Source organism: Sorangium sp. So ce124, from assembly GCF_051525235.1.
GTDB lineage: Bacteria > Myxococcota_A > Polyangia > Polyangiales > Polyangiaceae > Sorangium > Sorangium atrum.
This window is the reverse complement of the sequence record NZ_CP150312.1, coordinates 1,453,033-1,476,766: the sequence shown is the minus strand read 5'-3', so window position 1 is coordinate 1,476,766 and position 23,734 is coordinate 1,453,033. Positions and strand designations below refer to the sequence as shown.

Genomic DNA, 23,734 nt, shown 5'->3' with positions numbered 1-23,734 from the left:
GTGCGCGAGCGTCGGCACCCAGGACACGCCATGCGGCCGCGCGCGCCATGCGGTCGCGCACGTCGTGGCCGACCCATGCGGCACTTGCAAGGGGCGGATGAAGCTCGTCGCCATGGTCACTTGGCCAGGGCGTGAGTCATCTCGTGGCCCAGGATCACCTGCGGCGGCTGCGCGATCATCGCGCCGGAGGCATCGAAGGCATTGGAGCGATCATCTGGATTGTACTGAATGACCGAGCCCGTCGAAGACGGCGGCTCGCCGGGGGCGGCGATGGCTTGGTACGATGCGTAATTCGCCGAGTCACCGGGCGGCCCGTTCGCCGCCGAGGCGCTCGGCCGCAGGATGGTCGCGGTCGAGCGCACGGGCGGCCTTCGGCTCCTTGCCGCGCGCAGCGAGCCGGCCGGCGGATGGCGCCGCGGGGCGGCGGCGCCGACGCGCTGACGCAGCTCCGCGCGATGTCCCTCAGGGATCACCCATGGAGGGCGCGGCGGTGCACCAGGTCCCGCCCAGACAGGCGGAAGCTATGGCAATCGCTACTGTTTCCGGCGGTTGCCCGTCATCGATCGGTTTCTCGGGCGGGACTGTTGCGCGAAGGCGAACCGGTGCGATCCGTCGTTCCCCCCGGAATTTGGGGAGAGCATGAAGACGGATCGCACCCCCTAGATGGGATGAGGCAGCCCACGGGGCGCCTGGACCCATGATGCCAACTGCACCGACCCGAGCCTCTGCTCGACGCGTTCGCGCGGCGGGGCCTGCGAAGACAGCCCGCAGCACCGTGGAGGTCGGCCCATCGGCAGCAGCAAAGCGTGCTGGAGTGCTCGGAGGCGTCAAGGGTTCGCGAGCGGAGCTCGCCGGCTCCGCCGCCCTTGACTCCCCCGGCGCGCTCCAGCCGGACAAAGCTGCGGGCGATGGGCGGACGGAGGCCTCCGGCGGGGGCTCCAGGCTCCGGAGAGGAGCGAGCAAGAAAGAGCCGCTTGGAGCAGCGAGCAATGTGGCTGACCTCTCGCCTGCAGGGTTGCCTGCGGGCACCCCCACGCGTTCGAAGACGCAGAAGACGGGGGCCCAGGAGAGGTCAGCCATGCGAAGTGTAGCGCTGGATCTGGGGGTGCATGAGATCTCATTCTGCGAGGTGGCCGGCGGGGCCGTGATGCTACGACGCACGGTTCGCTCGCTCGATTCGCTCCAGGATCTCCTCGGCCCGTCGTCCTCGCCGGCCCGGGTGGCGATCGAGGCGTGCCGCGAGGCCTGGGCGGTGCACGACACGCTGCGCGACTGGGGTCACGACGTGCTGGTCGTCGACACCACGCGAGCTCGTCAGCTCGGCATCGGCCAGCACGGCCGCAAGAATGACCGCCTTGATGCCGAGGCGTTAGCGCGCGCCGTCGAGCGCGGGGGCATTCCACTCGCTCACGTGCTGTCGCCTCACCGGCGGGCCATTCGCCACCAGCTGGCTGTCCGGCGCGCGTTGGTTGAGACGCGGGCCCAGTACGTCACCACCGTGCGTGGCATCCTGCGCGCTTGCGGACACAAGCTCGCGACGTGCGCCATCGAGGGCTTCCTCACGGTGCTGAGCGCTGCAGCCTTGCCGGCCGAGACTCGCCAGCTCGTTGGACCTCTGGTGACAGCGCTGGAGATGCTCACCCCTCAGATCGCGCTGGCCGATGCCGCGCTCGAGCAGCTGTGCGCCCACGAGCCGGTGATCGTGCGGCTGACCACGGCACCCGGCGTGGGGCTGGTCGTCGCCGCCGCGTTCGTCTCGGTGGTGGACGAAGCCAAGCGCTTTCACCACGCCCACCAGCTCGCCTCCTATCTCGGCCTGGTCCCCCTGGAGGACACCTCCGGGGGGCGCGACAAGCAGCGGCTGGGCTCGATCACCAAGCAAGGCAACGCCTATCTGCGCGCGCTGCTGACGCAGGCTGCGCACACGATCCTGCGGCACAAGAGCGGCGACGACCCGCTGAGCCGATGGGCCAAGGCCATCGACGAGCGCCGGGGTCGCCACATTGCGGTCGTGGCGCTGGCGCGGCGGCTGTCGGGGGTGCTGTGGGCCATGTGGCGCGACGGCACGGTCTACGATGCGCAGAGCGCAGCGGTCGCTTCGGCCAAGGGCCTGCGGCTGCAAGCACAGTCGATCGAGCAGCAGGCGCAAAGCATGAAGGAGGCCGCGGTCAAGGCGCGCCGCCGGCAGCGCTCGATCGACAAGGGACTCGGCGCCGCTCGGGCAACGGCTCGGTCGAGGCCGGTCTCGACCCCAAGGAGGGTCTCGATGCACTGACTTTCCCCCTACGGGAACGTGCGCCACGAGCGCGTCACGCTGGGAGCGTGAAAGAGGGCCACGTGGATGAGCGCGGAAGCCGTCCGGGTGATCGGCCTGTGGGTCGAACATGCCGTCCCCTAGAAGGCGCCTCCACGGTCCCGTTTCGGACCCCAGCATGCATCCAGGCCACCAGGGCGACCGCCGGCCTGTGAATGCGGATCGTCGATCGAGCCACAGCTCGCTCCTGCGGACGCGACGAGGTGCTCAAGCACAAGCGGAACGACGCCCGACCAGGACGAAGGGAGATGTCCATGCCGAAACGACCCGCACTGACGAAGCCGAGCGCCGTCGCTGCCGAGCCGAAGCCGGCCAGCCGCGCAAAGAGAGCGCTCAAGCCCTTGACCTCAGGGCTGCCTCATCGTCGGACGGCATGGGCCCAACCCGGGCCCAGCGGTCAAGCCCCGGGCCTGGGGAGCTCGCCGTGACCGATCCGTCGCCTCGGGCCGCCGTGGTCGCCTCGCTCGCCAGCACCCTGAGCCGCGCCGTCGCCCTCGGGGATGAGGTGGCGGCCCGGGTCGTTCACGAGGCGATCGGTCGGCTGCTCGGGCTGCCGGTGACACCGGAGGGGTGAGCAAGCTCGGGCCGAACGTCGAGCCACGGCTTTGCGGCATCGACGCCGCTGCCAACCTCTTCTCGCTCATCGCAAGCTGCAAGCTTCACCGCCTCGACCCCGAGGCCTACCTCGCCGACGTCATCCGCGTGATGCCCTACTGGTCGCGCGAGCGCTACCTTGAGCTCGCCCCCAGGTACTGGGCGCGCACCCGCTCTCGCCTCGTCGCCAAAGAGGTGAAGCTGCCCCTCGGGCCGATCACCGTCCCGCCTCCGCTTGCCGCGGAAGAGCAACGCGCGACGAGCTGACCGGGCCGGTTCCATCGCGCCCATCCTGCACCAGCTGACCGAGCTTGGGGGCTACGGCGCTTCATACAGCGCTTACACTTTTAGTGCCTCGCGTGCCCCTTAATTTGTAGGGTTTCAAGTGCCTGGACGTGCGCAGCGGCTCGACCGCCGACGGCGCGGCCGTGAGGCAGTACACGTGCAACGGGGGCAACAACCAGCCGTGGGAGAGCTGGTAACGCAACGCCCAGGTCCAGTCCTGGCGCCGTCCGTTGCAGCCGATGGACCTCCTGCAGCGTCAGGGGATGGGGTCACCTTCACGCCACAGCCTGCGGGAGTGAGCGCCCCGCGCCGTGGCGGTCCTTCGCGGCGCCAGGACGACTTGAGCGAGTCTGGCGCAAGTCGGCCCGGTCTTGCGCAACCTGGGCCTCGTTGCTGAAGCTCCTCTGCGCCGACGAGCACCGGAGCGCCGGCGCTCCGGGGAAGCGCGCCGCCCACCCGCATGGCCTCGAGGTTGCTACGCGGCGAAGGAGCGCTCGGCGCGCGCTCGCGAGCCGAGGCGTTGCCTCGTGCGCGAGGGCGCCGCCCGTCGCGGTGCGACATCTGCTTACCGGAGTATCATGACAAGAATCACTGCGTTCTCGCTCGTGCTGGCTACCAGTGGTCTCGTGCTCGCTTCCCGTGCAGGCGTGGCCCAGGCGGCTGCGCCGTCCGCCCAAACCCTCGTATGGAGCGATCCGTACGATCAAGCGTACTGGTCGCGGCCGCACAACACGTACCAAAAAGAACAATTCGACCACCTCGACTACGCCCTCTGGGACGGCTTTTACGCCCTCGAGCTCGACATCCACGAGTACAAGTCCGTGGGCGGCCTCCGCCAGTTTCCGGTCAAGCACGACTCGGGCGACGGCGACACCAACAACAACTGCACCTGGGGCGCGGGCGGGTACTTGCGCGACTGCCTGAACGACATCCGCAACTGGAGCGACTATAACCCGTATCACCCCCCGATCTCGGTGCAGATCGACCTGAAGGTCGGGTTCATCGGGGACGCCTGGCGCGACGAGCAGTTCGACGAGCTGCACCGGCAGGTCGCCGCGGTCTTCGGTGACAAGCTGTACCGGCCCAATCAGCTCCGCATGCGGACCACGCCCGCATACGACAGCCTCCGCGCGTCCGTCGCGATCAACGGCTGGCCGTCGCTCGCCGAGCTGCAGGGCAAGGTGCTCGTCTTCATCATGGGCGGCCCGCTGCTCGACAAGAACGACACGCAGGAGAACTATGTCCGGCGCTACCGCGGCGACGCGAACTTCTTCGTCTGTCCGAACGCCAACAACCCCGACGACTTCTACTATTACGGGAATGCCGAGGATTTCGACGAGTACGAGACGAACAAATGGGTCGTCTGCGGCAACGTTGGCTCGCCGAAGTACTGGAAGGACATCGCGGCGGCCTCTCACGCGAACCGTCAGCTCATGAACCTGTGGGAGAGCGGCATCGAGTACGACGAGTTCTCGAGGATGTACCGGGCCGTCGGCTGGGGCGCGTCGATGATCAGCCGCGGCAACAGCGACACCTTCGGCGGCAAGCTGCCGCTCAACGGCCGGCGCCGGTCGGTGCCGGTCGAGTTCTCGATCGCCAACGAGGGCAACAACAAGTGCGTCGACGTCCGCTACGGGAGCTACAGCAACGGCTCTGACGTCATCCAGTACTCGTGCACCGGCGCGACCAGCCAGCGCTGGATCTACAGCGACGAGGGGCAGCTCCGCGCCAAGGGGGACCCCGATTACTGCTTCGATATCGAGGGCGGCGACGGCGATCTGGAGGACCGGTACCACCTCTGGGACTGCGACGGCGGCGAGAGCGAGAAATGGCGCCTCACGCCGGAGGGGTTCTGGGTGGGCATGAACGGCCGCTGCATGGATGTGCCTTATGGCAGCACGTCGAACAACGTCCGGCTCTGGCACTACGACTGCAACCAGAGCACGCCCCAGAGGTTCTACCTGAGCTGGTGAGGACGCGCGGGACCGCGGCTTGCCGGCCTCATTGGGGTCAGGCTCGGCGCGACGTGCTGAGTGCCAGTCCGAGGGCCGCGGTGTCCTCGGCCAGCCGGCGGCGAACCTGATCGAGGACGTCCTGCCCGAGGTGGCGCACCGTCCGTGGGTGTTGACGTTTCCGTGGCGGCGCAGGCTCGCCCAGGACGGGGCGTTGTTCGGCGTGCTGACCCGCCTCTTCGTCGAGAGCGTGGAGCGGTTCTACGAAGAGCGCGCCGCGCGCCGAGGCGCGTGGGGCGTGGCCAAGAGCGGCGCGGTGACCGTCGTGCAACGCACGTCCGGCGACATGCGGCTCAATCCGCATCTGCACGTGGTCTTCCTCGACGGGGCTGATCACGACGACGGCACCGAGCTCGTGTGGAACGAACTCGGTCACCTGCGAACGCGCGAGGTCGGTCAGGTCCTAGAGCACGCCGTCGGGCGGATGCTCCGTTACCTCCGGCGGCACGGGCATCTCGAGATCGAGCACGACGTCGAGGAGGACGACGAGCCCGAGGCAGCGCTCTGTGCCTCCGCCGTCTCGGGACGAGAGCCGCGCCATACGTCGTCGCCCCGCAATGGCTCCGCGGGCTCTCGCCGTCTTGTCCGAGCGCGCTCGCGTACGACAAGCCGCTGTGCGCTGCGCTCGATGGCTTCACCTTGCACGCAGCGACGCGCGCCGGTGCGCACCATGCCGCGGCGAGGGAGGCGCCGCTGCGTTACGTGCTGCGACCCCCGATCGCAAAGGAGCGCATCGAGCCGCAGCAGGACGGCCTGGTGCGGCTCTCGCTCAAGCGCGCCTTCGCCGACGGGACTGCCCTTGTGGACATGGATCCGCTCTCGCTCCTGTGCCGCCTCGCGGCCAGCGTCCCGCCGCCGCGCTTTCACACCGTCAAGTACGCTGGCGTGCTCGCCTCGGCAAGTCGCCCACGTTGGCGCGCAAGCGCATCGGACCGCGCCCTGCGAAGCCACAAGAGCCTACGAAGGCGGACGATGACGCCGCTCCGAAACGCAAGCGTGGCGGCTATCGGGCGGTCGACAAACCGCGCCGAGCTCTTGCGCCGCACATGTGCGATCGATGTCCTCGAGTGCCCAGCTTGCAAGGGGCGGATGAAGCTCGTCGCCATGGTGACCGAGCCAACGAACATCGCCCGCTTCCTCTCCGCGCTCGGCGAGCCGACCGATGTTCCAGCACGCTCTCCCAACCGGGGGCCACCGTACTGCAAAAGCACCGTTCTGCGCCGCAAGGCGCCCGGTGACGCCGCATAGCGTCTCGCGACGCGCCTCCCGGGCCAGACCAACGCCCGGACGGACACGTGTGCCACGGCACGCCGACGCGCCCCCGCAGCGCGCTCGGCGCCGCCCGGACCACGCTCTTTCGACCCAGGACCGAGCCATCACGACGCTCGCGGTCCCACCCTTTCGTTTTGCTGCGCTACACTTCTTCGCGCTGCGATCCGGCTTCTTTTACCTACGCGCCACCTCCTCCGGGACGTGGATCAGGAGCGCGCGCGGCATGTCCGGGAAGACGAACACGCGGAGCGGGGCATCGGAACTCGCCAAGACCGGCGCCTGGCAGTCGCGCGGCGCGATGCCGACCACGGCCGCCAGCCGGCCACGTTCCTCCACGTCGTAGACCATCACGCCACGTCCCATCGTCTACCTGCCTCCTGCGAAAGGCTCTGTGGTTCGCTCCAGCGGAGCGAGCTCGATCCCGAGCTCCGCCGCGAACCGCGTGACCTTCTCGTCGAGCCGGTACGCCTCCCCGAAGACGACGCGCGAGAACTCCCCGTCGTGGACCCGCCGCATCAGCTCGGCCTCGAGGTTGGGCGTCATCGGTCACCTCACCACATCGCCGGCCCGTCGAATTCGAGCATGTCGGTGGTTCATCAGAACCGTGCCGAAGCACTAGGCTCGGAGCCGCTCCGTCCCCCGCTCGCCCAGACCGGCCAAGACGAGCGCCGCCTGCTCCGAGGTAACGCCAGGTGCAGCACCCGTAACACGATCCTCCTGGACACCAATTCACCTACATGATTCATTGGATTCATCGGAACAACCCAGGCTTTTCAGGAGCACCATGGAAGAGACGAGCAGGGAACTCTACTCCGCTGTGATGTCCGCAGGAGCGAAGCCCATCCTCGATGACGCCGCTTACGTCGGCACCATCCCGGACCACTACCATCATGAGATTGGCCCATTCCTATTCGAACCCTACGCACGCCACACCGCCGAGCGGCTCAAGGCGCTGGCCCCGAGGCGCGTCCTCGAGACGGCGTGCGGCACCGGGATCGTGACCCGCCGGCTGCGCGAGGCGCTGCCGGAGGGCGCCCAGCTCGTCTCGTCCGACCTGAACGAGCCGATGCTGGCCGTAGCCCAAAAAACTGTGGGCCCCACAGCGGCCGTTGAGTGGGTGCTGGCGGACATGTGCAAGCTGCCCTTCGCCGACGGCGAGTTCGATGCGATGGTGTGCCATTTCGGCCTGATGTTCGTGCCCGACAAGCGGGCCGCGGTGCGTGAGGCGCGGCGGGTGCTGAAGCGCGGAGGTCGCCTGCTGCTCACCACCTGGGCCCCGCTCGAGAGGAATCCGATCGTCAAGCTGGCCCACCAGACCGTGGTCTCGCTGTTCCCGGAGGATCCGCCGGAGTACCTCCGAAGGGCGCCGTTCGGCTATGGAGATCCGGACGCGCTGGCGGACCTGCTCATCGAGGGTGGCTTCGGGGACGTCAGCGTGGACGTGGTGGAGAAGGCGGCCACGTCCCCCAGCGCGCGCCAGCTGGCCGCCGGGCTGATCGAGGGCTATCCCCTCGCGGACGAGATCAAGGCGCGCGACCCGTCTCGCCTCCCGGCGGCGGTGGACGCGGTGGCCAAGGCAATCGCCAGGCAGTTCGGCGACGACCCGGTGAAGAGCCGGATAGCGGCGCTCGTCGCTGCGGCAACGGCGTGACCGCGTGAGCTGAAAAGTAGGCTGTCAATAGGCGCGCCTTCTCACACCGGTCCCGCCGTCGGCCCCTCGTAGGAGGGCGTCCACGCTTGCTTCTTTCTTTGGAACGTCGTCGCTACTTTGGGCGGGCGCCTGCGTGCACAGACCGGACAGCCCTGCCCATGGCCCGTTCGGCGGGTGACCCTTGACTTCCAGACGTGTCCAAACTGGCACCTCCACCAGACGGATCGAAAGCTTCCTGTGGTCACCCATTGGGGGGTGAGCGCCGCGTTCAGATTGGGGTGCCACTCCGATGACCGTGTGGATTGCGATGATGCTGTTGGCTTAGGCCGTAGAGATCAGCGACACACGAACGGCACGAACCAGAGGGCCAGCACGGTCGCTGCGAGCTTCACGGCTTCACCTCGTCGTACCGACCCGCCTCGATCGCCTTCAGCGCGCGCGACACGGCGTTCTCGCCGGTGCGCATCGCCCGGATCGTTGGCAGGTCCGCCTCGCGGATGCGCCAGTAGCCGTTGAAACCGCTGGCGCCGCTGCGCGCAGGCTTCCCGTCCGCGAGCTTGTAGTAGTCGTCCGCCGAGTAGTGCCCGTCCTGCATCTTCCTCCGCACCACGACCTGAGTCGCCGTCCGTCGAACGACCTCGCCCGGGAGCACCTCCCTGCTGGACGCGTAGAAGGACGCGAACTCGAGCGTCACCTGCGGCCCTTTCGGGCGGCGCTCTTCGGCCAGCGCTCGCCGCACCCCGCCAGAGGCCACATCAGCGGCGCGCTTCTTCATCTGCTCGACCGCCAGCCTCACGACGCCGGATTCCGCCACCGCCTCGCGCTCCAGCACGTTCAGCGCATCGCGACGCTTTTGGGCTGCCTCCTCGGCCGCCCGGATTGCGTCGTCGATGCTCACAGGCCGCCTCCGGCGTCCACCCCGATGAGGCCGTCGGCGGGCGCCAGCGCGCTACCGGTCGAATTCGCCAGCCGCTTCGCCCACGGCGAGGCCTCGGACTTCCCGGACGCAACCTCGGAGGCTCTGGGGTTGGCAGCGGGCGCGCCGACGAAGGTCCATTCCTCTGGCGCCGCCGCGCCGTCGAAGAAGTACACGCGTTGGCCGAACGGAAGCAGGCACGCCAGCAGGCCTTCGCGGTCCTCCTGCACGGAGATCTCCCGGCGCTTCGAGTCGCGCCAGGTCTGCCCCGCTGCGAGGTGCGGCCTCGGCACCTCCACCCTGGCGACATCGAGCCCCTCCCGCACGACGCGCTCGACCACCGCGTCGAGCGACTTCTCGACAGGGCGCGCCTCGCCCTCGACCGGCAGCGCCAGGATCGCCTCCGCGAGCTTCTGCAGCGGCTCCCACGGCTCCCAGTTCAGCACCAGCGACGCCGCGCGCTGCCGCATCTCGGCGGCGCCTTGTTCGCTGGCGCGCCGGACCTGTTCCACAAGCGCATCCAGGTCGCCGCGGAAGCGATTGCGGATTTCACGCCATCGTGATCGCTCGGATCACCGCATCGTGATCGCTCGGATCACCGCATCGTGATCGCTCGGATCACCGCATCGTGATCACCCGGATCACCATCGTGATCAGCGGGATCACGGTCGTGATCGCGCGGATCGCCGCTCGTGATCGCGCTGGTGCATCCTGCGCGGCGCACGAGGCTGAGGCGTAGCGGCGCTGGACGTCGGGTCCACCCACCCGGGCCTCGAAGGAGGGTCCCAGGTGGCAACGGAGCGACTGTCCATGCACAAAACGCGAGAGATTCTTCGGCAGAAGTGGCTCCTGAGCCGTACGCACCGGCAGACGGCGACGAGCAACGGCACGAGCCCAGGGGCGGTCGGCAGCGTCCTGGCGCGCGCCAAGGCTGCCGGCCTCACGACCTGGGAGCAGGTCATGCAACTGGACGACGAGGCGCTCGAGCGAGCGCTATACGGCACATCCGTCGCCATGCCGGGGGTCGCGCCCACCGAGCCCGACTGCGCCTGGATTCACCGCGAGCGGCACCGGCCGCACGTGACGCTGGAGCTACTGCACCTGGAGTATCTGCGGCAGCATCCCAACGGCCTCCGGTACACCGCGTTCTGCAACCGGTACCGGGCGTGGCTCGCGCGGCGCGGCCTGGTGATGCGCCAGGTGCACGTCGCGGGCGAGAAGATGTTCGTGGACTACGCGGGGAAGAAGCCGACCCTCGTGGACCCTGCCACAGGCGCCATCACCGAGGTCGAGCTGTTCGTCGCCGTGCTCGGCGCCTCCAGCTACACGTACGCCGAGGCGACGCGCAGCCAGAGGGGACCGGACTGGATTGGCAGCCACTGCCGCGCCTTCGCATTCTTTGGCGGTGTACCGCGCGCTGTCGTGTGCGATTACGTGGCGCGTCACATAATCGCACAGCAGCACGCGCGGGACGCCGTCGAAGTCGGCGAACGCCTCGACGTGCCCGCGCACGAAGAAGGGCATCGCCGCGCCCGGGAAGAAGCGCAGGAAGATCCGCCGCGAGTAACTGAGCACCATGACGAAGGCCCAGAGCGGGCGCAGCGCCCGGCCGACAGCCATCTTGCCGAAATGCGCCCAGTCGACCTGCGCTTGCTCGCCGGGCAGCGTGCGGAGCCGCTGGAATGCCTCCGCCGGCTTCTTGGGGCGCAGACGGCCGATCACCCGGCGCAGATGATCGGGACCGCCCGGATAACCGCGCTCCTTCAGCATGCCGAAGAGGCGACTCGAGCGCAGCGAGGGATACCTGCTGAGCTGCTCAACGATGAAGGGCACGAACGGGTCGACCATCGACGGGCGCGGCGCGACGACCTTTGGGTCGACGCCCGCTTGCCCGAGCACGCGTTGCACGGTGGTGTGGTGCAGCCCGAGCTGGGCGGCGATGGTGCCGATAGGCCACTTCTCGCCGTGGTAGAGGCGCAGGATGTCGGCCTCCTTGTCTTTGGCAATCACCGCCGCCTCCCGTCACCGCGGAGGCCCGCGTGGGACGCGGGGAGCGCGTTGGTGAACAGTTGGCCGAGCGCGCCGCTCGCGTATGGCCCAGGGCGGAAGCCGCGCTCCGCAGAGCGAGCAGCGGCCGACATCTCGGATTCGATCGTCATCGTCGTCCTTTCGGCCGGGGGTGATCTCCGGCGCGAGTTGGGACATCGATGCGACCGCGGCTTCCGTCACCCCGTGATGCGTCACTTTCCGCGCGGAGAACTTGTCCCGTTGCCGATCGCGATACCGGGCCTGGCGAGCGGCATGGAGGCGGCGAGCGCGAGGCCGGGTCCGGTAGGCGGCGCCGGCGCGGCGGAGCGACTCACGACGCCGGATCGGACGGCAGTCGGGGCAGAGGTGCTGGCCGCGATCGCAGCGACGGCAGAGGCGCAGCTGGACGCGGCAGCGGGTGCAGAGGGCGAGGCGGTAGGCGGACGAAGGCAACGGGCTCCATGCCGCCGCTTTCTGGACCTGGAGCCCGGCTTGTGATGAAGGTGGGGGACTCCGGCAACGCGGAGCTCCAGAAGGCCCGAGGGTGGCAGCCCTCGGGCCTTCGACTTTTCGGCGGGCGCAACATCTACGCCGCCGAGGCGCGCGCGGCCCAGATCGGCGTAGGTGCCGGCGGTGAACGGTGAACGCCGGCGATCACGTGGCCGCGATCTTCACCGGCCCGACGCGGAACGCGATGATCACCGACAACACGTGTGCCCACGGCACGCCGATGCGCCCCGTAGCGCGCTCGGCGCCGCCCGGACCACGCTCTTTCGGCCCAGGACCGAGCCATCACGACGCTCGCGGCCCCACCCTTTCGGTTTGCTGCGCTACGCTTCTTCGCGCTGCGATCCGGCTTCTTTTACCTACGCGCCGCGGCTCATCGCGGTGAGCGGCTACGGCCCGCCGACCGCCGACGCGGAGGATCCCGGCGTGTTCGACGCCTACATGGTCAAGCCGATCAGCATGGAGCGGCTCGGCCAGCTTATCTCAGGCGCTGGAGGGCCGGCGGGTGGTGGAGCCGGCGTCCGGTGATGGGGCGCTCGACGCGAGGGCCCGGGGGCCATCGCGCGCCCCGGCGCGCTCAGCCCGCCTGCCGGAAGATGACGGCGGCGCCGAGCGCCGCGCTGGCCGGAACGAAGATGTCCCCGGAGGCCGATACCCTCAGCGGGAAGCCGTTCTCCTCCAGCAGCTTCCGCGCGGCGCCGACGTCCCGCACCGCGACCGCGTAGGCGACGAAGGCCGGGAGCGCGGGGGCGCGCTCGCCCGGCAGGATCGCCTCCAGATCGGCGCTGGCGACGAGGGTGATCCGGGAGCCTTCCAGATCGAAGACGCGCGCCGGTCCGTCGGCGCGGGCGGGGCGGCCGGTGTACTTCTCGTAGCGGTGCTCGACCTCGGGCAGCGTAGCCTCGGCCACGCAGAGCACGGCGTCGACGAGGTCCACCGCGCCGTTCGGATGATCCATGTGCAGCTGCGCCTGCAGCAGCTCCGCCTGCACGTCCTCCACCATCGCGATCCTCCCCTCGGGGACGTTGCCTGACCCGGCCTCCTCCGGATCGCCGCTGTCGAGCTCGATCAGGCGGACCGGCGCCATCCGGAGCCCCTCCGCGGTCTCCACCGGCCGCTGCACGGTGTTGACGCCCCCGTGACGGACGCCCTCCGCGCTGAGCCGGCCGGCGACGGCCGCGGCGTCGGGCGTGCCGAGCACGAGGATGTGCAGGCCCTGGAAGCGCGCGAGGCACGCGGCGATCCGGGCGACCGTGGCGCGGATGGCCTGCATGATCCGCGGCAGGTGCTCGGGGGGAGCCTGGAGGGGGATGAGCTTCGCGCCGGCGGGGATCCGGGTGGAGCCGTCGTCCCTGACGCAGGTCATCAGCTCGACGAAGCTGCGCGGGAAGTTGGCGTGGGTGTTCGCCGCGCCGAACGGCCGGGGAGGCTCGCCCTCCGCGGGCGACAGCGCGGGATAGGCGGGCGGCGACAGGTGAAAGCCGAGGCGCCGGTAAAGCTCGAGCCCCTCCTCCATGTCGCTCACCACGTGGCCTACGTGATGCAGGTGATTGATGTCACGGTCCATTCCAGATCATCTCCCGTTCAGGTCGCCGTGGAAGGCGTAGCCGGTGTGCAAAGGATCCATGACCATCTTGATGAGCGAGGCGCCCACCTGGGCTCGCCTCGCGCCGTTGTCGAGGCCGCGCCCCACGCAGCCCGAGAACGATACGTAAATCGTGCCCCGGCCGGCGGCGTCCTCCACGATCAGCAGCGCGTCGGCGGGAGGCGGAGCGGGCGGGTGCAGGCACATCTTCGGGTCGGCGTCGGGGTTCGGGCCGGCGGGCGCCTGGTTCAGCACGGCGGCCAGCGCGGCGGCCTCCGCCCCGGTGAGGCGCGCGGAGGACTGGAGGGCGTCGCCGTGCTCGCCGTAATAGCAGACGGCGATCGAGGTCGGGCTGGCGGGCGATAGCGCCGACGGCGCGCTCGGGTGCGTCGCCTCGGGGCGCCTCGACGGCGGGCGCCTGTCGGGGCAGCCGTTGTGGTCGACGGTGGCGAGCTGCGCGCTGTCGAGGATCCGGCGGGTGACCTCGGGGTCATGGGTCCGGACGGAGATGAGGATCTTGCGCGAGGGGATCCTCAGCCAGCCGAAGTAGCGGCCGTCCGCGCCCCGCCCCTCGATGCGCTCGGCGCTCACGCCACCGAGCGACACCTCGCGGCGCGCGAACGCGGGGTCGGCCCCCACGGCGCCCGGCGCGTCGAGCCCTATCTCGGCGACCTCTTTCGTCGGCTTCTCCGGCGTGAGGCACTGGCGCTGCGCCCCCTGTCCCCGGACGGCCGTGGGCCTGTCGCTCAGGCCGCAGCCGTAATCGTTGACGGCCCAGTGGGCCGGGACCGAGATCTGCACGCCGAGGGAGCTCTCTTGCCGCCACGCTGCAGGGGCAGCAGGCGGCGGGGGCGGCGTGGCCGGAGCGGCGCTGGAGGGCGCCTGCCCGGGGCGCGCCGGGGCCGGCGCGGCGCTGGAAGGCGCCTGCCCGGGGCGCTCCGGGGCCGGAGAGGCGCCGCAGGCGGCAGATGCCAGCGCGATCAACGCTGCCGCGAGCCCCCGCCGCGCCGTCGCTGCTTCGTCATTCCAAGATCTCTCTGCCACGCTGCCCCTCCTCGGCCCAACGATGGCCCAACCCGGACGCCGGGGCCAGGGGTGGGAGAACGGGCGGCTGGGCTCAGTCCTTCGTGGCCATCAGCCAGTCGTAATAACCAAGGTACGTCGGCGTGATCCGCGTCGCCCGCAGCGGGCGGGCGTCCGAGGAGGTGCAGGGCGTGTCGGTGGCGGTCTTCCCGCAGAGCGACCCGAAGTGCACCGCGCTGATCGACCACTCGCCGTCGTGCAGCGCGTAGAGCACCGAGCCGCTCTGCCCGGCCGACGCGTCGCAGGAGTGCTGGTAGTTACGATTCCACCCGTCGGCGTCAATGCCGCTGTAGTTGCCGATGCTGCAGGAGTTGGTGTCCCCGTACACGTGCGCCGGCGCGCAGGTGTCGACCCCGGGCGTGACCGTGCACGACTCGTTCGAGAGGCCCTGGCAGGGCTCGTCGATCCGGCTCACGCCATTCTGGACGAAGTTGTCGCAGGCCGGGTAGCCGCGATTGAACACGTTCACGCTGCCGAGCGCCGTCGCGTCCAGCAGCTTGGCGATGAAATGACTCTGCCCGTCGAACGTGCCGCCGTTGAGATCGTCCCACATCACGACGAAGCCGATGTCGTAGGGGTCCGTGTCCGAGTTGTTCGTGTCCTGCCACTCCGGCGGGACCAGGTACCACTTGATGTTCGACGTCGTGGTACCGAGCACGCTGCTCCCGTTGCTCTGCACGTGGTCTTCCTCGACGGGGCTTATCACGAAGACGGCACCGAGCTCGTGTGGAACGAACTCGGTCACCTGCGAACGCGCGAGGTCGGTCCGGGCTGGGGTCGTGAGGGGGTCCCCGAAAGGATGGCGGGGATCCATGACCCAGCGTGCATGGAGGATCGAGTGGAGAGCGCGGCCCCAGCCGACGGTTCATCTCGGCTCAGCCTGGCGGTCGGCCTCGTGATCGACGCCGCGGAAAGCCCCCCGCTCGGGCTGCGCAGGAGCGGGGACGACGGCGCCAAGAGGAGCAACGAACCCAACGCAAGCAACAGCAACGAAAGGAGAGACCATGAGCCAACGAGCCGCCCTCTATGCGCGCGTCTCGACGGCGCGGCAGGAACAGGAGCAAACGGTGGCGTCGCAGCTCGAAGCGCTCGAGAACGCAGCGACCGCCATGGGACTCACGGTGCCGGCAGAGCGACGGTACATCGATGACGGCATCAGTGGCGCTCGCCTCGATCGGCCGGGATTGGACGCGTTGCGCGACGCAGCGGCCGATGGGCTGATCGACGTGGTGCTCGTACACGCTCCCGATCGGCTCGCGCGCAACTACGTGCATCAGGTTGTGCTGGTCGAGGAGCTGACGAACCGGGGAGTCCACGTGCACTTCGTTGAATGCCCCGCGACCGAGCGTGCCGAGGACCGCCTGCTCGTGCAGATGCAGGGCATCATCGCCGAGTATGAGCGCGCGAAGATCATGGAGCGCACGCGCCGCGGTCGTATTCACAAACTGCGTGCCGGGCAGATGCTCCCTTACAGCTCTGTCGCACGCTATGGCTATCCCATCGAACGCTCTGCCGATGGGCTGCGGCGCACGGTCGTCATCGACGAGGTCGAAGCCCAGCATGTACGGGCGATGTACCGGTGGGTGCGTGAGGAGGATCTCAGCTCACGCGCCGTCGCCAGGCGACTGAACGCACAGGGGATACGTCCTCGCAGGGCGGCGCGGTGGACCGAGGGCCGCGTCTATGGGGTGCTGACCGACCCCACCTATACTGGCATGGCGACCTACGGTCGTCGGATGTCGGTCGAACCGGCACGACCGAAAAAGCCGGGCTCCTACCGAAAGCACCTCAAGAGCTCCAGCCGCTTCCGTCCCAAGCAGGAGTGGCTCATCATTCCGGTCCCTCCGATCGTTGACGAAAAGGAGCAAGCCGAGGTCCGCGCGATCCTCGCGAGGCACCGGTGGCAGGCGCCGCGGCACCTCAAGTACGACTACCTTCTCCGGTCGCTCGTCGTCTGCGGTGAATGCGGGTGGCGCATGGAGGGCCATCGACAGGCCCCGCGGTCCGGCGTGCCCTACGAGTACTTCTATCATGGATGCCGACGCCGCCTCGCCGAAGTGCGCGGCCATGACAAGCGGTGCAAGGCCAAGTACATCCGTCGCGACGAGCTCGATGCGGTGGTGTGGGACGCGCTGGTATCGTGGATTCAGCCCCCTGAGATGCTGCTGCAAGAGGCTGAGGCATGGCGCTCGAGCCGCGCAGGAGAGGACCAGAGTCGCCGTGACCGTGCCCGTCTCGAGAGCGCCGAGCGCAAGCTCCAGACTCACGTCGAACGGCTGGTCGACGCCTATCAGGCCGGCGCGATATCCGTCGAGGAGCTCAAGGCGCGGCGCGATAGGCGCCGCGCCCCGCCGCGATCGAGCTGCTGCCGGGGTGCGCCACGAGCCACCTACCCCGAGGCCCGCAGGGCCGACTTCTGATGACCTACAAGTTCCTCACGCAAGCTGTGCGGTGGTAGCGGCTAAATCGCTCGCCGTGGCGCTTGGGAGGTATGGGGTCAACGCCGGGACTTGATTACCTCGTAGAGGGCGGTCCAGTTGTCGGTGCCGTGGCCGGCGGCGATCGTCCGGTCGTAGTGCGACTTGACCGCCTTGGGCACGTCGACGTCGACGCCGAGCGTCTCGCTGGTGCGCACGATGTGATCGGCGGTGGCGCCCATCATCAGCACGGTGCTCAGGTCGCCGGGGTGCACGCCGGTCTCCAGGCTCTTGGCCAGCTCTTGCCCGCCTTCCAGCATCACCGGGATGCCGGTGAACGTGTCGAGCGCGTCGGGCAGGAAGTCGCCCACCGGCACGCCCGCCGCGCTCACCAGCGCCGCCGCCTGGAGGAGTCCCGACAGCGCGGTGAGGAAGACGGTCAGCTGCGCTTGGTACCACAGCTGGGCCAGACCGGGATCCTTGCCGACGTAGCGCGGTGCGCCGAGGAGTCGGAGCACCGACTCGTGCTCCCGGAGCAGCGCCTCTGGACCGCTGTAGTACACATACGCGGCCTCGGTGCCGACCATCGGGGCGGGCACCATCACGCCGCCGGTCAGGAAGCTGGCGCCGTGCCTGGCGGCCCACGCCGTAGCCTCACGCGAGGCCTCCGGTGTATCGGAGCTGAGGTTGACGAGCACTTTGCCGGCCAGCGTGCCGGTGGAACCACCGAGGATGTCGTACATCGCCGGGTAGTCGGTGAGGCTGAGGATGATCAGCTCGCTGGCCACAAGGGCGTCGGCCGGCGTGGGTGCCAGCGTGGCTCCCGCAGTGACGAGCTCAGCGGCCCGGCTCGGCGTGCGGTTCCATACCGTCACGGGGTGCCCGGCGTTCATCAGCGTGGTCACCATCGCTCGACCCATCGGGCCGAGGCCGATGACGGTCACCGGGGCGAGATCGTGAGATGAGTTCATCGGGTGCTCCTCAGTTCTTCGAAGATGCGGGCGAAGCCTTCCTTGCCGTGCCCGGCGGCGATCTGGCGGCGGATCATCTGGTGCACCGGTTGCAGCACCTCGGCGCTCACGCCCTGCTCGGTGCTCGCCGCGACGAGCTTGGTGAGGTCGGAGAACTCCAGACTTTGCTGGCCCTCGCCCGCGTAGTCCTTGGCGTCGATTGTGGCGGCGAACCCGGCGAACGCGCCCGTCATGGCGGCAAGGAACGGGGTGGCGCGGGCGGCGAACTCGGTCGCCGACACCCCCTCGGAGCCGACCATCGCCGCGCCGTGCAGGAAGCCGGCGAACATCGCGTGCATGCCGGCGAGCATCGCCAAGTCGTAGAGCGAGGCCATGCCGGCGTCGGATCCAAAGTAGGTGCTCTTACCCCACAGGTCGAGCAGCGCCCGGTGTGCGTCGAACGCGGTCTGCGAGCCGCTGTAGAGGATCGCGGAACCCGGGCCGCCAATCATCTCGGGGACGGCCATGATCCCGCCGTCGAGGTAGTCGATGTCATGGGACGCCGACCACGCCGCCAGCTCACGAGCCTGGTTCGGCGTGGTGGTCGTGAGGTTCACGAGGGTGCGCCCGCGCAGGCTCCCTGCGGTCGGGCCGAGCACCTCGTGGACCGAGGCGTGGTCGAATAGGCAGGCGACGATGAGGGGGCTGGCGGAGACGGCAGACTCGGCGGAGCCCGCTGCGGTAGCGCCGCGAGCGACGAGCGGCCGTGCCCTGGCGGGCGAGCGGTTCCAGACGGTGGTGGGGTGCCCGGCGTCGATCAGCGCGGCAGCGAGAGCGGACCCCATCGCGCCGAGGCCAAGCACCGTAGTCGGGGTGGTGTTGTTTCTCATGCCAAGCCATCATTGGCTCGCACCGCCGAGCTGACAAGTACCTACTTTTTTGTTTGATACACACCTTTTGGTAAGGATCGAGCGGGCGCAGTCATGACGCAAAGGAGTTCGATGGCAACGACAGCAAGACGTGGTCCGTACATCTGCGGCATCGACGCCGCGATGGACGTGGTGTCAGGCAAGTGGAAATCGCTGATCCTGTGGGAGCTAAACAATCACGGCACCCGCCGCTTCGGCGAACTGAAGAGTGGCCTGCCGGGCGTCAGCGAGAAGATGCTCATCCAGCACCTGCGCGAGATGGAGGAGGACGGACTGATCCATCGCGAGGTGTACCGCGAGGTGCCACCAAAGGTCGAGTACTCGCTCACCGAGCACGGCCGCACGCTCAATGAAGCTCTCCGCCCGCTGGGCGCCTGGGGCACCGAGCGGATGAAGCGCCTCAAGGCCGGCCAGCGATGATCCCGCCGGGATCTGGGCAAGAGGGCTCGGAGAGAACACGGCTTGTGCTTGAGCGCCTCGTCGCGTTCGCAGGAGCGAGCTGTGGCTCGATTGACGATCCGCATTCACAGGCCGGCGGTCGCCCTGGTGGCCTGGATGCACACTGGGGTCCGAAACGGGACTGTGGAGGCGCCTTCTGAGGGACGGCATGTTCGACCCACAGGCCGATCACCCTCGATGCTTCCGTGCTCATCCACGTGGCCCTCGTTCACGCTCCCAGCGTGACGCGCTCGTGGCGCATGTTCCCGTAGGGGGAAAAGTCAGTGCATCGAGGCCCTCCTTGAGGTCGAGACCGGCCTCGACCGAGCCGTTGCCCGAGCGGCGCCGAGTCCCTTGTCGATCGAGCGCTGCCGGCGGCGCGCCTTGACCGCGGCCTCCTTCATGCTTTGCGCCTGCTGCTCGATCGACTGTGCTGGCAGCCGCAGGCCCTTGGCCGAAGCGACCGCTGCGCTCTGCGCATCGTAGACCGTGCCGTCGCGCCACATGGCCCACAGCACACCCGACAGCCGCCACGCCAGCGCCACGACCGCAATGTGGCGACCCCGGCGCTCGTCGATGGCCTTTGCCCATCGACCTAGCGGGTCATCGCCGCTCTTGTGCCGCAGGATCGTGTGCGCAGCCTGCGTCAGCAGCGCGCGCAGATAGGCGTTGCCTTGCTTGGTGATCGACCCCAGCCGCCGCTTGTCGCGCCCCCCGGAGGTGTCCTCCAAGGGGACCAGGCCGAGATAGGAGGCGAGCTGGTGGGCCGACGGAGCGCGCCGTGATAAACCGCGTTCTCCAGCAGCGGCTGCAGCAGCAATGCCGGAAGGACGCAGTCCTCCGCCGAGCGGCTCACGTCCCACTCGAACGCGAGCCGCCCGACGTGCCGAGACTCCAGGATCCGAGCGAAGCCCCGGAGCCAGCTCACTTCCTCGCGCATCGTGTGATGGTGGCGTCGCGACTCCTGCATGGCGTCTCGCAGCAGGTCCCCGAGCGTCCTCGCCGGGCCCGGCGGCGCCCGTCTTGCGGATCGCCTCGAGCCGGCTGAGCGTCCACAGGAGCGCGGCCGCCGCCGGCGTGGGCAAGCGGCTCGCGCATTGGTGTCCCGTGCAGATCCTTTGCATCCACGATTGTGGCCGTGTCGGGATCGAGTTACCGAATCCCCTCGAGTAGGTGTTCCTTGCTCTCCCGTGCCGCCATCCCCTCCTCGGTGCCAGGTCGCGGATCGGGCGACTCAGGATCTAGCGGAGCGGCCATGAGAATCTCGGCGGAGCGGTATCGCTGTGCAAAGTAGGCAGAGGCACTGCGCGCGGTGATGCGGTACATCCACCCCGCAAACAGCGCCCACCGCCGCCGAGTCTGCGCCGGTTTGGTCTCGTGACCGAACTTGTTGAAGTCAGGATCGAACGGCGCCGACCCCGACCGATGATGCCGCGGTCCCCTCGACAGCGAGCGACGGGGCGGCAGAGGGCGGCCCGTTGGACCCGCGTTGGGCCACGTCGGAGCCGCCCTCGGCGGTGAAACCGGCGGAAGCTATCGGAATCACTATGATTTCTGACGACCGCCCCTCTCCGACCGGGAATTCCTGGCGGGATTTCTGACCCGCGATCCCAGCGCGCTCAGCGCGCGGGCCGGTCGAGCGCCGCGAGCGCCTCCTGCGCGCCCCGGTGTTTGGGATCGAGCCGCAGCGCCTCCTCGAGGTGCTTCTTCGCCTCGGCGAGGAGCTCGGCGCGCCGCTGCTGCTCCTGCTCCTTGTCCGCCAGCGCCCGGAAATACAGCGCCATGCCGTGCGGCGCCTCGGCGCTGCCCGGATACGCCTCCTTCGCGGCGAGGAACTGCGCCCGCGCGCCCTCGAGGTCCTGCCGGGCGAGGAGCTGCCGGCCCTTGCCACACAGCGCGCTGGCCAGGATCGTGCGCCCTATCGGGTAATCGTTCGTGGCGAGGGCGGCTCGCGCCATGTCCACCGCCCGATCGTGCTCCTCTCTCCACGTGAGAAAGTTGGCGTAGTTGCCCTTGGCCCAGGCGGACTTCGGATCGAGGCGAACGATCGCCAGGTAGGTATCCTCCACCGCCTCCCACTCACGCATGGCCTTGTAGACGTCCGTGAGGATGTCGTAAGCGCGCGCCAGCACCTGCGGGTTCTTGCTGGCCTCGATGATCCGCTTCGCGCCCGCGAGGGCCTCCTCCGTCTTCCCCTCGCGCTCGGCGAGGGTGGCCGAGAGGAGGATCACGTCGTCGGCGTCGGGACGGAGCGCCTCCGCGGCCTCGACCATCCTGCGCGCCTCGCCGTGGTTCTTCTGGAACATGTAGGCCCAGCCTTTGACCACATGGGCGTCCAGACATCTGGGATCGAGCTCCAGCGCCTTGTCCGTGTGCTCGTGGGCGCGCACAAGGCTGTCGGGCTCGTACTCGTTGCCACGGAGATAACCGCTCTTGTAGGCGAGGCGGCCGAGCGCCGCGTAGGCCGGCGCGTAGGCGGGGTTCGTGCGGATCGCCTGATCGAGGAGCGCGCGCGCCTGCTGGCGGACACTCTGCGATCTGGCCTCATCAAGCAGCGCGTTGGCGTCGCGGACGAGCGACGCCTCGACGGAGGGCGACGGCTCGGGGACAACCGGCGCTGGCGTGTAGTCGGCGGGCGGCACCGGCGGCCTCCACACCTTGCCCGGCGCCGCCCAGATGCGGATCTGGTTGTTCCCGCCCCCCGCGGCGAACTGCGCGCCGCCCGGGTGGAAGGCGAGCGCGATGACGCCGTTCAGGCCGGCGCGCAGCTCTCTCGTGAGCTTGCCCGAGTAAACGTCCCAGACCCGGATCCTGTCGTCCTTGCCGCCGCTCACCAGGGTGTCGCCGTTCGGTGAGAGCGCGAGCGACCAGACCTCGTCGGTGTGCCCGGAGAGCGTGGTGAGCGGCTTCCGGCTGCCGAGGTGGGAGAGGCGGATGGTCCGATCGTCGCTCGCGCTGATCACGGTCTGCCCGTCGGGCCCGATCACGATGCGGTTCACCGGCCCGGCGTGGCCCGAGAGCACGCCGATCTCGCTGGCCGTCTCGACCGACCAGACCCGGACGGCCCCGCGGTCGTCGCCGCTCAGGACCACGCGGCCGTCGGCCGTCATGGCGACGGACATCACGCGCCCGCCGTTCTGGAACGTCTTCTCGTTCTGGCCAGTCCGGATCGAGAACACCCGCACGGTCCCATCCATGCTCGAGACGGCGACCCGGCCGCCGTCGGCGGACAGCGCGAGATCGGTGATGACCCCGGCGCCGGCGTCGAGCGTCTTCAGCGGCGCGCCGGAGTCGACGTCCCAGAGGCGCACCGTCGAGTCGGCAGCAGAAACAAGCGTCTTGCCGTCCGGCGTGAACGCGATCCCTCCGATGCGCTTCGTGTGCCCGGCGAAGGAGCGCAACGGCTGGCCGTCGTCGAGGTTCCAGAGCTTGAGCGCGAGATCGTTGCTGCCGCTCGCGAGGCGCTTGCCCCCCGGGTCATAAGCGACCTCGAAGATCGCGGACCAGTGCCCCGAGAGCGTGCGCAGAGGGGCGAAGGACGCCCGTTCCTTCGCTTCCTTCGCGGCGGTCGTCGCGGGCGCGCCAGGCGCGTCGCGCGAGACGGCCGCGGTGGGGAGCGGGACCGATCGGGTGCGATGGACGACCAGGGCGGCGCCGCCGGCGGCCGTGAGGCCGAGCGCGACCGCGGCCGCCGCGAGCAGGCCCCGCCGGGGGCCACGTTCCGCCGGACGATCGAGCGCGAGGAGCGCTTCCCTTGCCGTGGCGAACCGGCGATCCAGGTCGGGATCGAGCATGCGATCGAGCCAGTCGGCGAAGTGGGGCGAGACCTGGACGCTGCCGCGGACATCGAACCGCATGCCTTTCTGGGGCAGATCCGCGGGATCGCGGCCGGAGAGCACGTGCAGCAGCGTGGCGCCGAGCCCGTAGAGATCGCTCCCGGGCGCGGCGCGGCCGCGGAACTGCTCCGGGGCCATGTAACCGTACGTGCCCACCACCGTGCTCCCTCCCGACGTCGTGTCCCGCGCCTCCCCCACGGCGCCGAAATCGACGAGGTACACGGAGCCGTCCTCGTGGCGGAGGAGGTTCTGCGGCTTGATGTCGCGGTGAACGATGGGCTGGCTGAAGCCCTGGAGATAAAGCAGCGTCCGCAGGACGTGCCGCGCGATGGTCGACGCCTCGGCCTCGTCGGCGCGCCATCCGTCCTTGACCCAGGCCGAGAGCGGTCGCCCCGGCGCGAGCTCCTGCACCAGATAGAAGCAAGGCCCCTGCGCGCCGTCGAGCTTGAGGTAATCGATATAGCGAGGAATGCTGGGGTGGGTGAGGTTCGCGAGGACCCTCGCCTCGCGCTCGAACAGATCGAGGGCCTTCCACTCCGCGCGCTTCCAGATCAGGAGCTGTTTGACGGCGACGCGCCCCCCGGTCGAGAGGTCCTCGGCCTCGTAGGTGATCGCGTTGCCGCCGCGGCCAAGCACGCGGACGACGCGGTACCGGTCGGCGAGCACATGACCTTCAGGGTACGCAAAGTCCATGACGAGCGAGAGGATAACATGCTGCGTGCGCGGCTCTCCGCAGGGTCCGCTCCGCCGGAGCGCCGGAATCGTGCCCGGAGGCGAGGGCAGCTCCGGGGCCCAGGGACGTCGTGAATTCACGCAAATGAGCCAATTCGTTCAACAATGCCTCGATCGAGAGGCGCTGTCGCTCACGTGAGCAGCGCCGACATCGCGCGGCGGGATCGGTGGTCCGACCAAGCGCT

Annotated in this window: 26 protein-coding genes and 3 pseudogenes; 13 read left to right on the top strand and 16 right to left on the bottom strand. The window is 69.2% G+C overall.

Annotation, left to right across the window (positions count from 1 at the left end):
- Nucleotides 1–116: 116 nt before the first annotated feature.
- Nucleotides 117–362: a M91 family zinc metallopeptidase gene (locus WMF19_RS05470; protein ID WP_437898092.1), complete on the bottom strand. Its 246-nt coding sequence runs from the start codon at nt 360–362 to the stop codon at nt 117–119.
- A 716-nt stretch (nt 363–1,078) separates the two neighbouring features.
- Here WMF19_RS05470 and WMF19_RS05465 point away from each other — a divergent pair.
- The 5 genes from WMF19_RS05465 (at nt 1,079) to WMF19_RS05445 (ending at nt 5,166) form a co-directional block, all read left to right on the top strand.
- On the top strand, nt 1,079–2,275 hold the full coding sequence (locus WMF19_RS05465; protein ID WP_437895900.1) for an IS110 family transposase: 1,197 nt from the start codon (nt 1,079–1,081) through the stop codon (nt 2,273–2,275).
- A gap of 463 nt (nt 2,276–2,738) precedes the next feature.
- The gene (locus WMF19_RS05460; RefSeq protein WP_437898091.1) at nt 2,739–2,888 is read left to right on the top strand and encodes a hypothetical protein; all 150 of its coding nucleotides are present in this window, start codon (nt 2,739–2,741) and stop codon (nt 2,886–2,888) included.
- On the top strand, nt 2,885–3,175 hold the full coding sequence (locus tag WMF19_RS05455; RefSeq protein WP_437898090.1) for a transposase domain-containing protein: 291 nt from the start codon (nt 2,885–2,887) through the stop codon (nt 3,173–3,175). Before WMF19_RS05460 ends, WMF19_RS05455 begins: the two co-directional genes overlap by 4 nt.
- Nucleotides 3,176–3,303: 128 nt before the next feature.
- The gene (locus WMF19_RS05450) at nt 3,304–3,390 is read left to right on the top strand and encodes a hypothetical protein (RefSeq protein ID WP_437312328.1); all 87 of its coding nucleotides are present in this window, start codon (nt 3,304–3,306) and stop codon (nt 3,388–3,390) included.
- Between the two features lie 381 nt (nt 3,391–3,771).
- Nucleotides 3,772–5,166 (top strand): Ca2+-dependent phosphoinositide-specific phospholipase C, encoded by a 1,395-nt coding sequence (locus WMF19_RS05445; RefSeq protein WP_437898089.1) that lies wholly within the window; start codon nt 3,772–3,774, stop codon nt 5,164–5,166.
- A gap of 37 nt (nt 5,167–5,203) precedes the next feature.
- Here the strand turns inward: WMF19_RS05445 and WMF19_RS05440 are convergent, their stop codons facing one another.
- Entirely contained in the window at nt 5,204–5,581 is a 378-nt protein-coding gene (locus tag WMF19_RS05440) for a hypothetical protein (RefSeq protein ID WP_437901801.1), read from the bottom strand.
- On the opposite strand from WMF19_RS05440, the pseudogene WMF19_RS05435 reads away from it, so the two are divergent.
- A pseudogene (locus WMF19_RS05435) lies at nt 5,516–5,650 on the top strand (hypothetical protein); the annotation flags it as partial. The gene WMF19_RS05440 and the pseudogene WMF19_RS05435 overlap by 66 nt on opposite strands.
- On the opposite strand, the gene WMF19_RS05430 reads toward WMF19_RS05435, so the two are convergent.
- A complete protein-coding gene (locus WMF19_RS05430) occupies nt 5,609–5,746 on the bottom strand; it encodes a hypothetical protein (RefSeq protein ID WP_437667832.1) in 138 nt (45 codons plus the stop codon). The pseudogene WMF19_RS05435 and the gene WMF19_RS05430 overlap by 42 nt on opposite strands.
- On the opposite strand from WMF19_RS05430, the pseudogene WMF19_RS05425 reads away from it, so the two are divergent.
- Together WMF19_RS05425 and WMF19_RS05420 are read left to right on the top strand one after the other, a co-directional pair.
- Nucleotides 5,710–6,093 (top strand): annotated as a pseudogene (locus WMF19_RS05425) (transposase); the annotation flags it as partial. The gene WMF19_RS05430 and the pseudogene WMF19_RS05425 sit on opposite strands and share 37 nt — an antisense overlap.
- A gap of 201 nt (nt 6,094–6,294) precedes the next feature.
- Nucleotides 6,295–6,453 carry a hypothetical protein gene (locus tag WMF19_RS05420; protein WP_437901800.1) on the top strand — a complete coding sequence of 53 codons (159 nt, stop codon included), beginning with the start codon at nt 6,295–6,297 and terminating at the stop codon, nt 6,451–6,453.
- A 198-nt stretch (nt 6,454–6,651) separates the two neighbouring features.
- Here WMF19_RS05420 and WMF19_RS05415 read toward each other — a convergent pair whose 3' ends face one another.
- Together WMF19_RS05415 and WMF19_RS05410 are read right to left on the bottom strand one after the other, a co-directional pair.
- Complete coding sequence (locus WMF19_RS05415; RefSeq protein ID WP_437898088.1) at nt 6,652–6,840, bottom strand: hypothetical protein; 189 nt, start codon at nt 6,838–6,840, stop codon at nt 6,652–6,654.
- Nucleotides 6,841–6,843: 3 nt separating this feature from the next.
- Complete coding sequence (locus tag WMF19_RS05410; protein WP_437898087.1) at nt 6,844–7,020, bottom strand: hypothetical protein; 177 nt, start codon at nt 7,018–7,020, stop codon at nt 6,844–6,846.
- A 241-nt stretch (nt 7,021–7,261) separates the two neighbouring features.
- Here WMF19_RS05410 and WMF19_RS05405 point away from each other — a divergent pair, with 241 nt between their 5' ends.
- Entirely contained in the window at nt 7,262–8,128 is an 867-nt protein-coding gene (locus WMF19_RS05405; protein ID WP_437898086.1) for a class I SAM-dependent methyltransferase, read from the top strand.
- A 41-nt stretch (nt 8,129–8,169) separates the two neighbouring features.
- Here the strand turns inward: WMF19_RS05405 and WMF19_RS05400 are convergent.
- The 4 genes and pseudogenes from WMF19_RS05400 to WMF19_RS05385 form a co-directional block, all read right to left on the bottom strand.
- A pseudogene (locus WMF19_RS05400) lies at nt 8,170–8,406 on the bottom strand (zinc-ribbon domain-containing protein); the annotation flags it as partial.
- A 110-nt stretch (nt 8,407–8,516) separates the two neighbouring features.
- Nucleotides 8,517–9,026 (bottom strand): hypothetical protein, encoded by a 510-nt coding sequence (locus WMF19_RS05395; protein ID WP_437901799.1) that lies wholly within the window; start codon nt 9,024–9,026, stop codon nt 8,517–8,519.
- A complete protein-coding gene (locus tag WMF19_RS05390; RefSeq protein ID WP_437898085.1) occupies nt 9,023–9,556 on the bottom strand; it encodes a hypothetical protein in 534 nt (177 codons plus the stop codon). The genes WMF19_RS05395 and WMF19_RS05390 overlap by 4 nt, the downstream gene beginning before the upstream one ends.
- Before the next feature lie 580 nt (nt 9,557–10,136).
- Nucleotides 10,137–11,054, bottom strand: a complete 918-nt coding sequence (locus tag WMF19_RS05385; protein WP_437898084.1) for a hypothetical protein — start codon at nt 11,052–11,054, stop codon at nt 10,137–10,139.
- A 512-nt stretch (nt 11,055–11,566) separates the two neighbouring features.
- Between WMF19_RS05385 and WMF19_RS05380 the strand changes: the two genes are divergently transcribed.
- Together WMF19_RS05380 and WMF19_RS05375 are read left to right on the top strand one after the other, a co-directional pair.
- A complete protein-coding gene (locus WMF19_RS05380; protein ID WP_437898083.1) occupies nt 11,567–11,716 on the top strand; it encodes a hypothetical protein in 150 nt (49 codons plus the stop codon).
- Between the two features lie 178 nt (nt 11,717–11,894).
- The gene (locus WMF19_RS05375; protein ID WP_437898082.1) at nt 11,895–12,107 is read left to right on the top strand and encodes a hypothetical protein; all 213 of its coding nucleotides are present in this window, start codon (nt 11,895–11,897) and stop codon (nt 12,105–12,107) included.
- Nucleotides 12,108–12,156: 49 nt separating this feature from the next.
- On the opposite strand, the gene WMF19_RS05370 is transcribed toward WMF19_RS05375, so the two are convergent.
- The 3 genes from WMF19_RS05370 to WMF19_RS05360 form a co-directional block, all read right to left on the bottom strand.
- The gene (locus WMF19_RS05370) at nt 12,157–13,146 is read right to left on the bottom strand and encodes a VOC family protein (RefSeq protein WP_437898081.1); all 990 of its coding nucleotides are present in this window, start codon (nt 13,144–13,146) and stop codon (nt 12,157–12,159) included.
- Nucleotides 13,147–13,152: 6 nt separating this feature from the next.
- On the bottom strand, nt 13,153–14,208 hold the full coding sequence (locus tag WMF19_RS05365) for a hypothetical protein (protein ID WP_437898080.1): 1,056 nt from the start codon (nt 14,206–14,208) through the stop codon (nt 13,153–13,155).
- A 73-nt stretch (nt 14,209–14,281) separates the two neighbouring features.
- Nucleotides 14,282–14,926, bottom strand: a complete 645-nt coding sequence (locus tag WMF19_RS05360; RefSeq protein ID WP_437898079.1) for a hypothetical protein — start codon at nt 14,924–14,926, stop codon at nt 14,282–14,284.
- 325 nt (nt 14,927–15,251) lie between these two features.
- Between WMF19_RS05360 and WMF19_RS05355 the strand changes: the two genes are divergently transcribed.
- On the top strand, nt 15,252–16,667 hold the full coding sequence (locus tag WMF19_RS05355) for a recombinase family protein (RefSeq protein WP_437898078.1): 1,416 nt from the start codon (nt 15,252–15,254) through the stop codon (nt 16,665–16,667).
- Between the two features lie 77 nt (nt 16,668–16,744).
- Here the strand turns inward: WMF19_RS05355 and WMF19_RS05350 are convergent, their stop codons facing one another.
- Nucleotides 16,745–17,635, bottom strand: coding sequence for an NAD(P)-dependent oxidoreductase (locus tag WMF19_RS05350; RefSeq protein ID WP_437898077.1), 891 nt, complete (start codon nt 17,633–17,635; stop codon nt 16,745–16,747).
- Complete coding sequence (locus tag WMF19_RS05345) at nt 17,632–18,504, bottom strand: NAD(P)-dependent oxidoreductase (RefSeq protein WP_437898076.1); 873 nt, start codon at nt 18,502–18,504, stop codon at nt 17,632–17,634. The genes WMF19_RS05350 and WMF19_RS05345 overlap by 4 nt, the downstream gene beginning before the upstream one ends.
- Nucleotides 18,505–18,615: 111 nt before the next feature.
- On the opposite strand from WMF19_RS05345, the gene WMF19_RS05340 reads away from it, so the two are divergent.
- Nucleotides 18,616–18,963 (top strand): winged helix-turn-helix transcriptional regulator, encoded by a 348-nt coding sequence (locus WMF19_RS05340; RefSeq protein WP_437507249.1) that lies wholly within the window; start codon nt 18,616–18,618, stop codon nt 18,961–18,963.
- A gap of 299 nt (nt 18,964–19,262) precedes the next feature.
- On the opposite strand, the gene WMF19_RS05335 is transcribed toward WMF19_RS05340, so the two are convergent.
- Together WMF19_RS05335 and WMF19_RS05330 are read right to left on the bottom strand one after the other, a co-directional pair.
- Nucleotides 19,263–20,105: a transposase gene (locus WMF19_RS05335; RefSeq protein ID WP_437898075.1), complete on the bottom strand. Its 843-nt coding sequence runs from the start codon at nt 20,103–20,105 to the stop codon at nt 19,263–19,265.
- 495 nt (nt 20,106–20,600) lie between these two features.
- The gene (locus WMF19_RS05330; protein WP_437898074.1) at nt 20,601–23,630 is read right to left on the bottom strand and encodes a protein kinase domain-containing protein; all 3,030 of its coding nucleotides are present in this window, start codon (nt 23,628–23,630) and stop codon (nt 20,601–20,603) included.
- Nucleotides 23,631–23,734 lie beyond the last annotated feature (104 nt).

What these genes read in the sequence shown, in the direction of transcription:
- WMF19_RS05410 (WP_437898087.1), bottom strand. Translation starts at nt 7,020, where the DNA reads ATGACGCCCAACCTCGAGGCCGAGCTGATGCGGCGGGTCCACGACGGG.
- WMF19_RS05340 (WP_437507249.1), top strand. Translation starts at nt 18,616, where the DNA reads ATGGCAACGACAGCAAGACGTGGTCCGTACATCTGCGGCATCGACGCC.
- WMF19_RS05445 (WP_437898089.1), top strand. Translation starts at nt 3,772, where the DNA reads ATGACAAGAATCACTGCGTTCTCGCTCGTGCTGGCTACCAGTGGTCTC.
- WMF19_RS05355 (WP_437898078.1), top strand. Translation starts at nt 15,252, where the DNA reads ATGAGCCAACGAGCCGCCCTCTATGCGCGCGTCTCGACGGCGCGGCAG.
- WMF19_RS05350 (WP_437898077.1), bottom strand. Translation starts at nt 17,635, where the DNA reads ATGAACTCATCTCACGATCTCGCCCCGGTGACCGTCATCGGCCTCGGC.
- WMF19_RS05335 (WP_437898075.1), bottom strand. Translation starts at nt 20,105, where the DNA reads ATGCAAAGGATCTGCACGGGACACCAATGCGCGAGCCGCTTGCCCACG.
- WMF19_RS05370 (WP_437898081.1), bottom strand. Translation starts at nt 13,146, where the DNA reads ATGGACCGTGACATCAATCACCTGCATCACGTAGGCCACGTGGTGAGC.
- WMF19_RS05465 (WP_437895900.1), top strand. Translation starts at nt 1,079, where the DNA reads ATGCGAAGTGTAGCGCTGGATCTGGGGGTGCATGAGATCTCATTCTGC.
- WMF19_RS05430 (WP_437667832.1), bottom strand. Translation starts at nt 5,746, where the DNA reads ATGGCGCGGCTCTCGTCCCGAGACGGCGGAGGCACAGAGCGCTGCCTC.
- WMF19_RS05405 (WP_437898086.1), top strand. Translation starts at nt 7,262, where the DNA reads ATGGAAGAGACGAGCAGGGAACTCTACTCCGCTGTGATGTCCGCAGGA.
- WMF19_RS05420 (WP_437901800.1), top strand. Translation starts at nt 6,295, where the DNA reads ATGAAGCTCGTCGCCATGGTGACCGAGCCAACGAACATCGCCCGCTTC.
- WMF19_RS05415 (WP_437898088.1), bottom strand. Translation starts at nt 6,840, where the DNA reads ATGGGACGTGGCGTGATGGTCTACGACGTGGAGGAACGTGGCCGGCTG.
- WMF19_RS05345 (WP_437898076.1), bottom strand. Translation starts at nt 18,504, where the DNA reads ATGAGAAACAACACCACCCCGACTACGGTGCTTGGCCTCGGCGCGATG.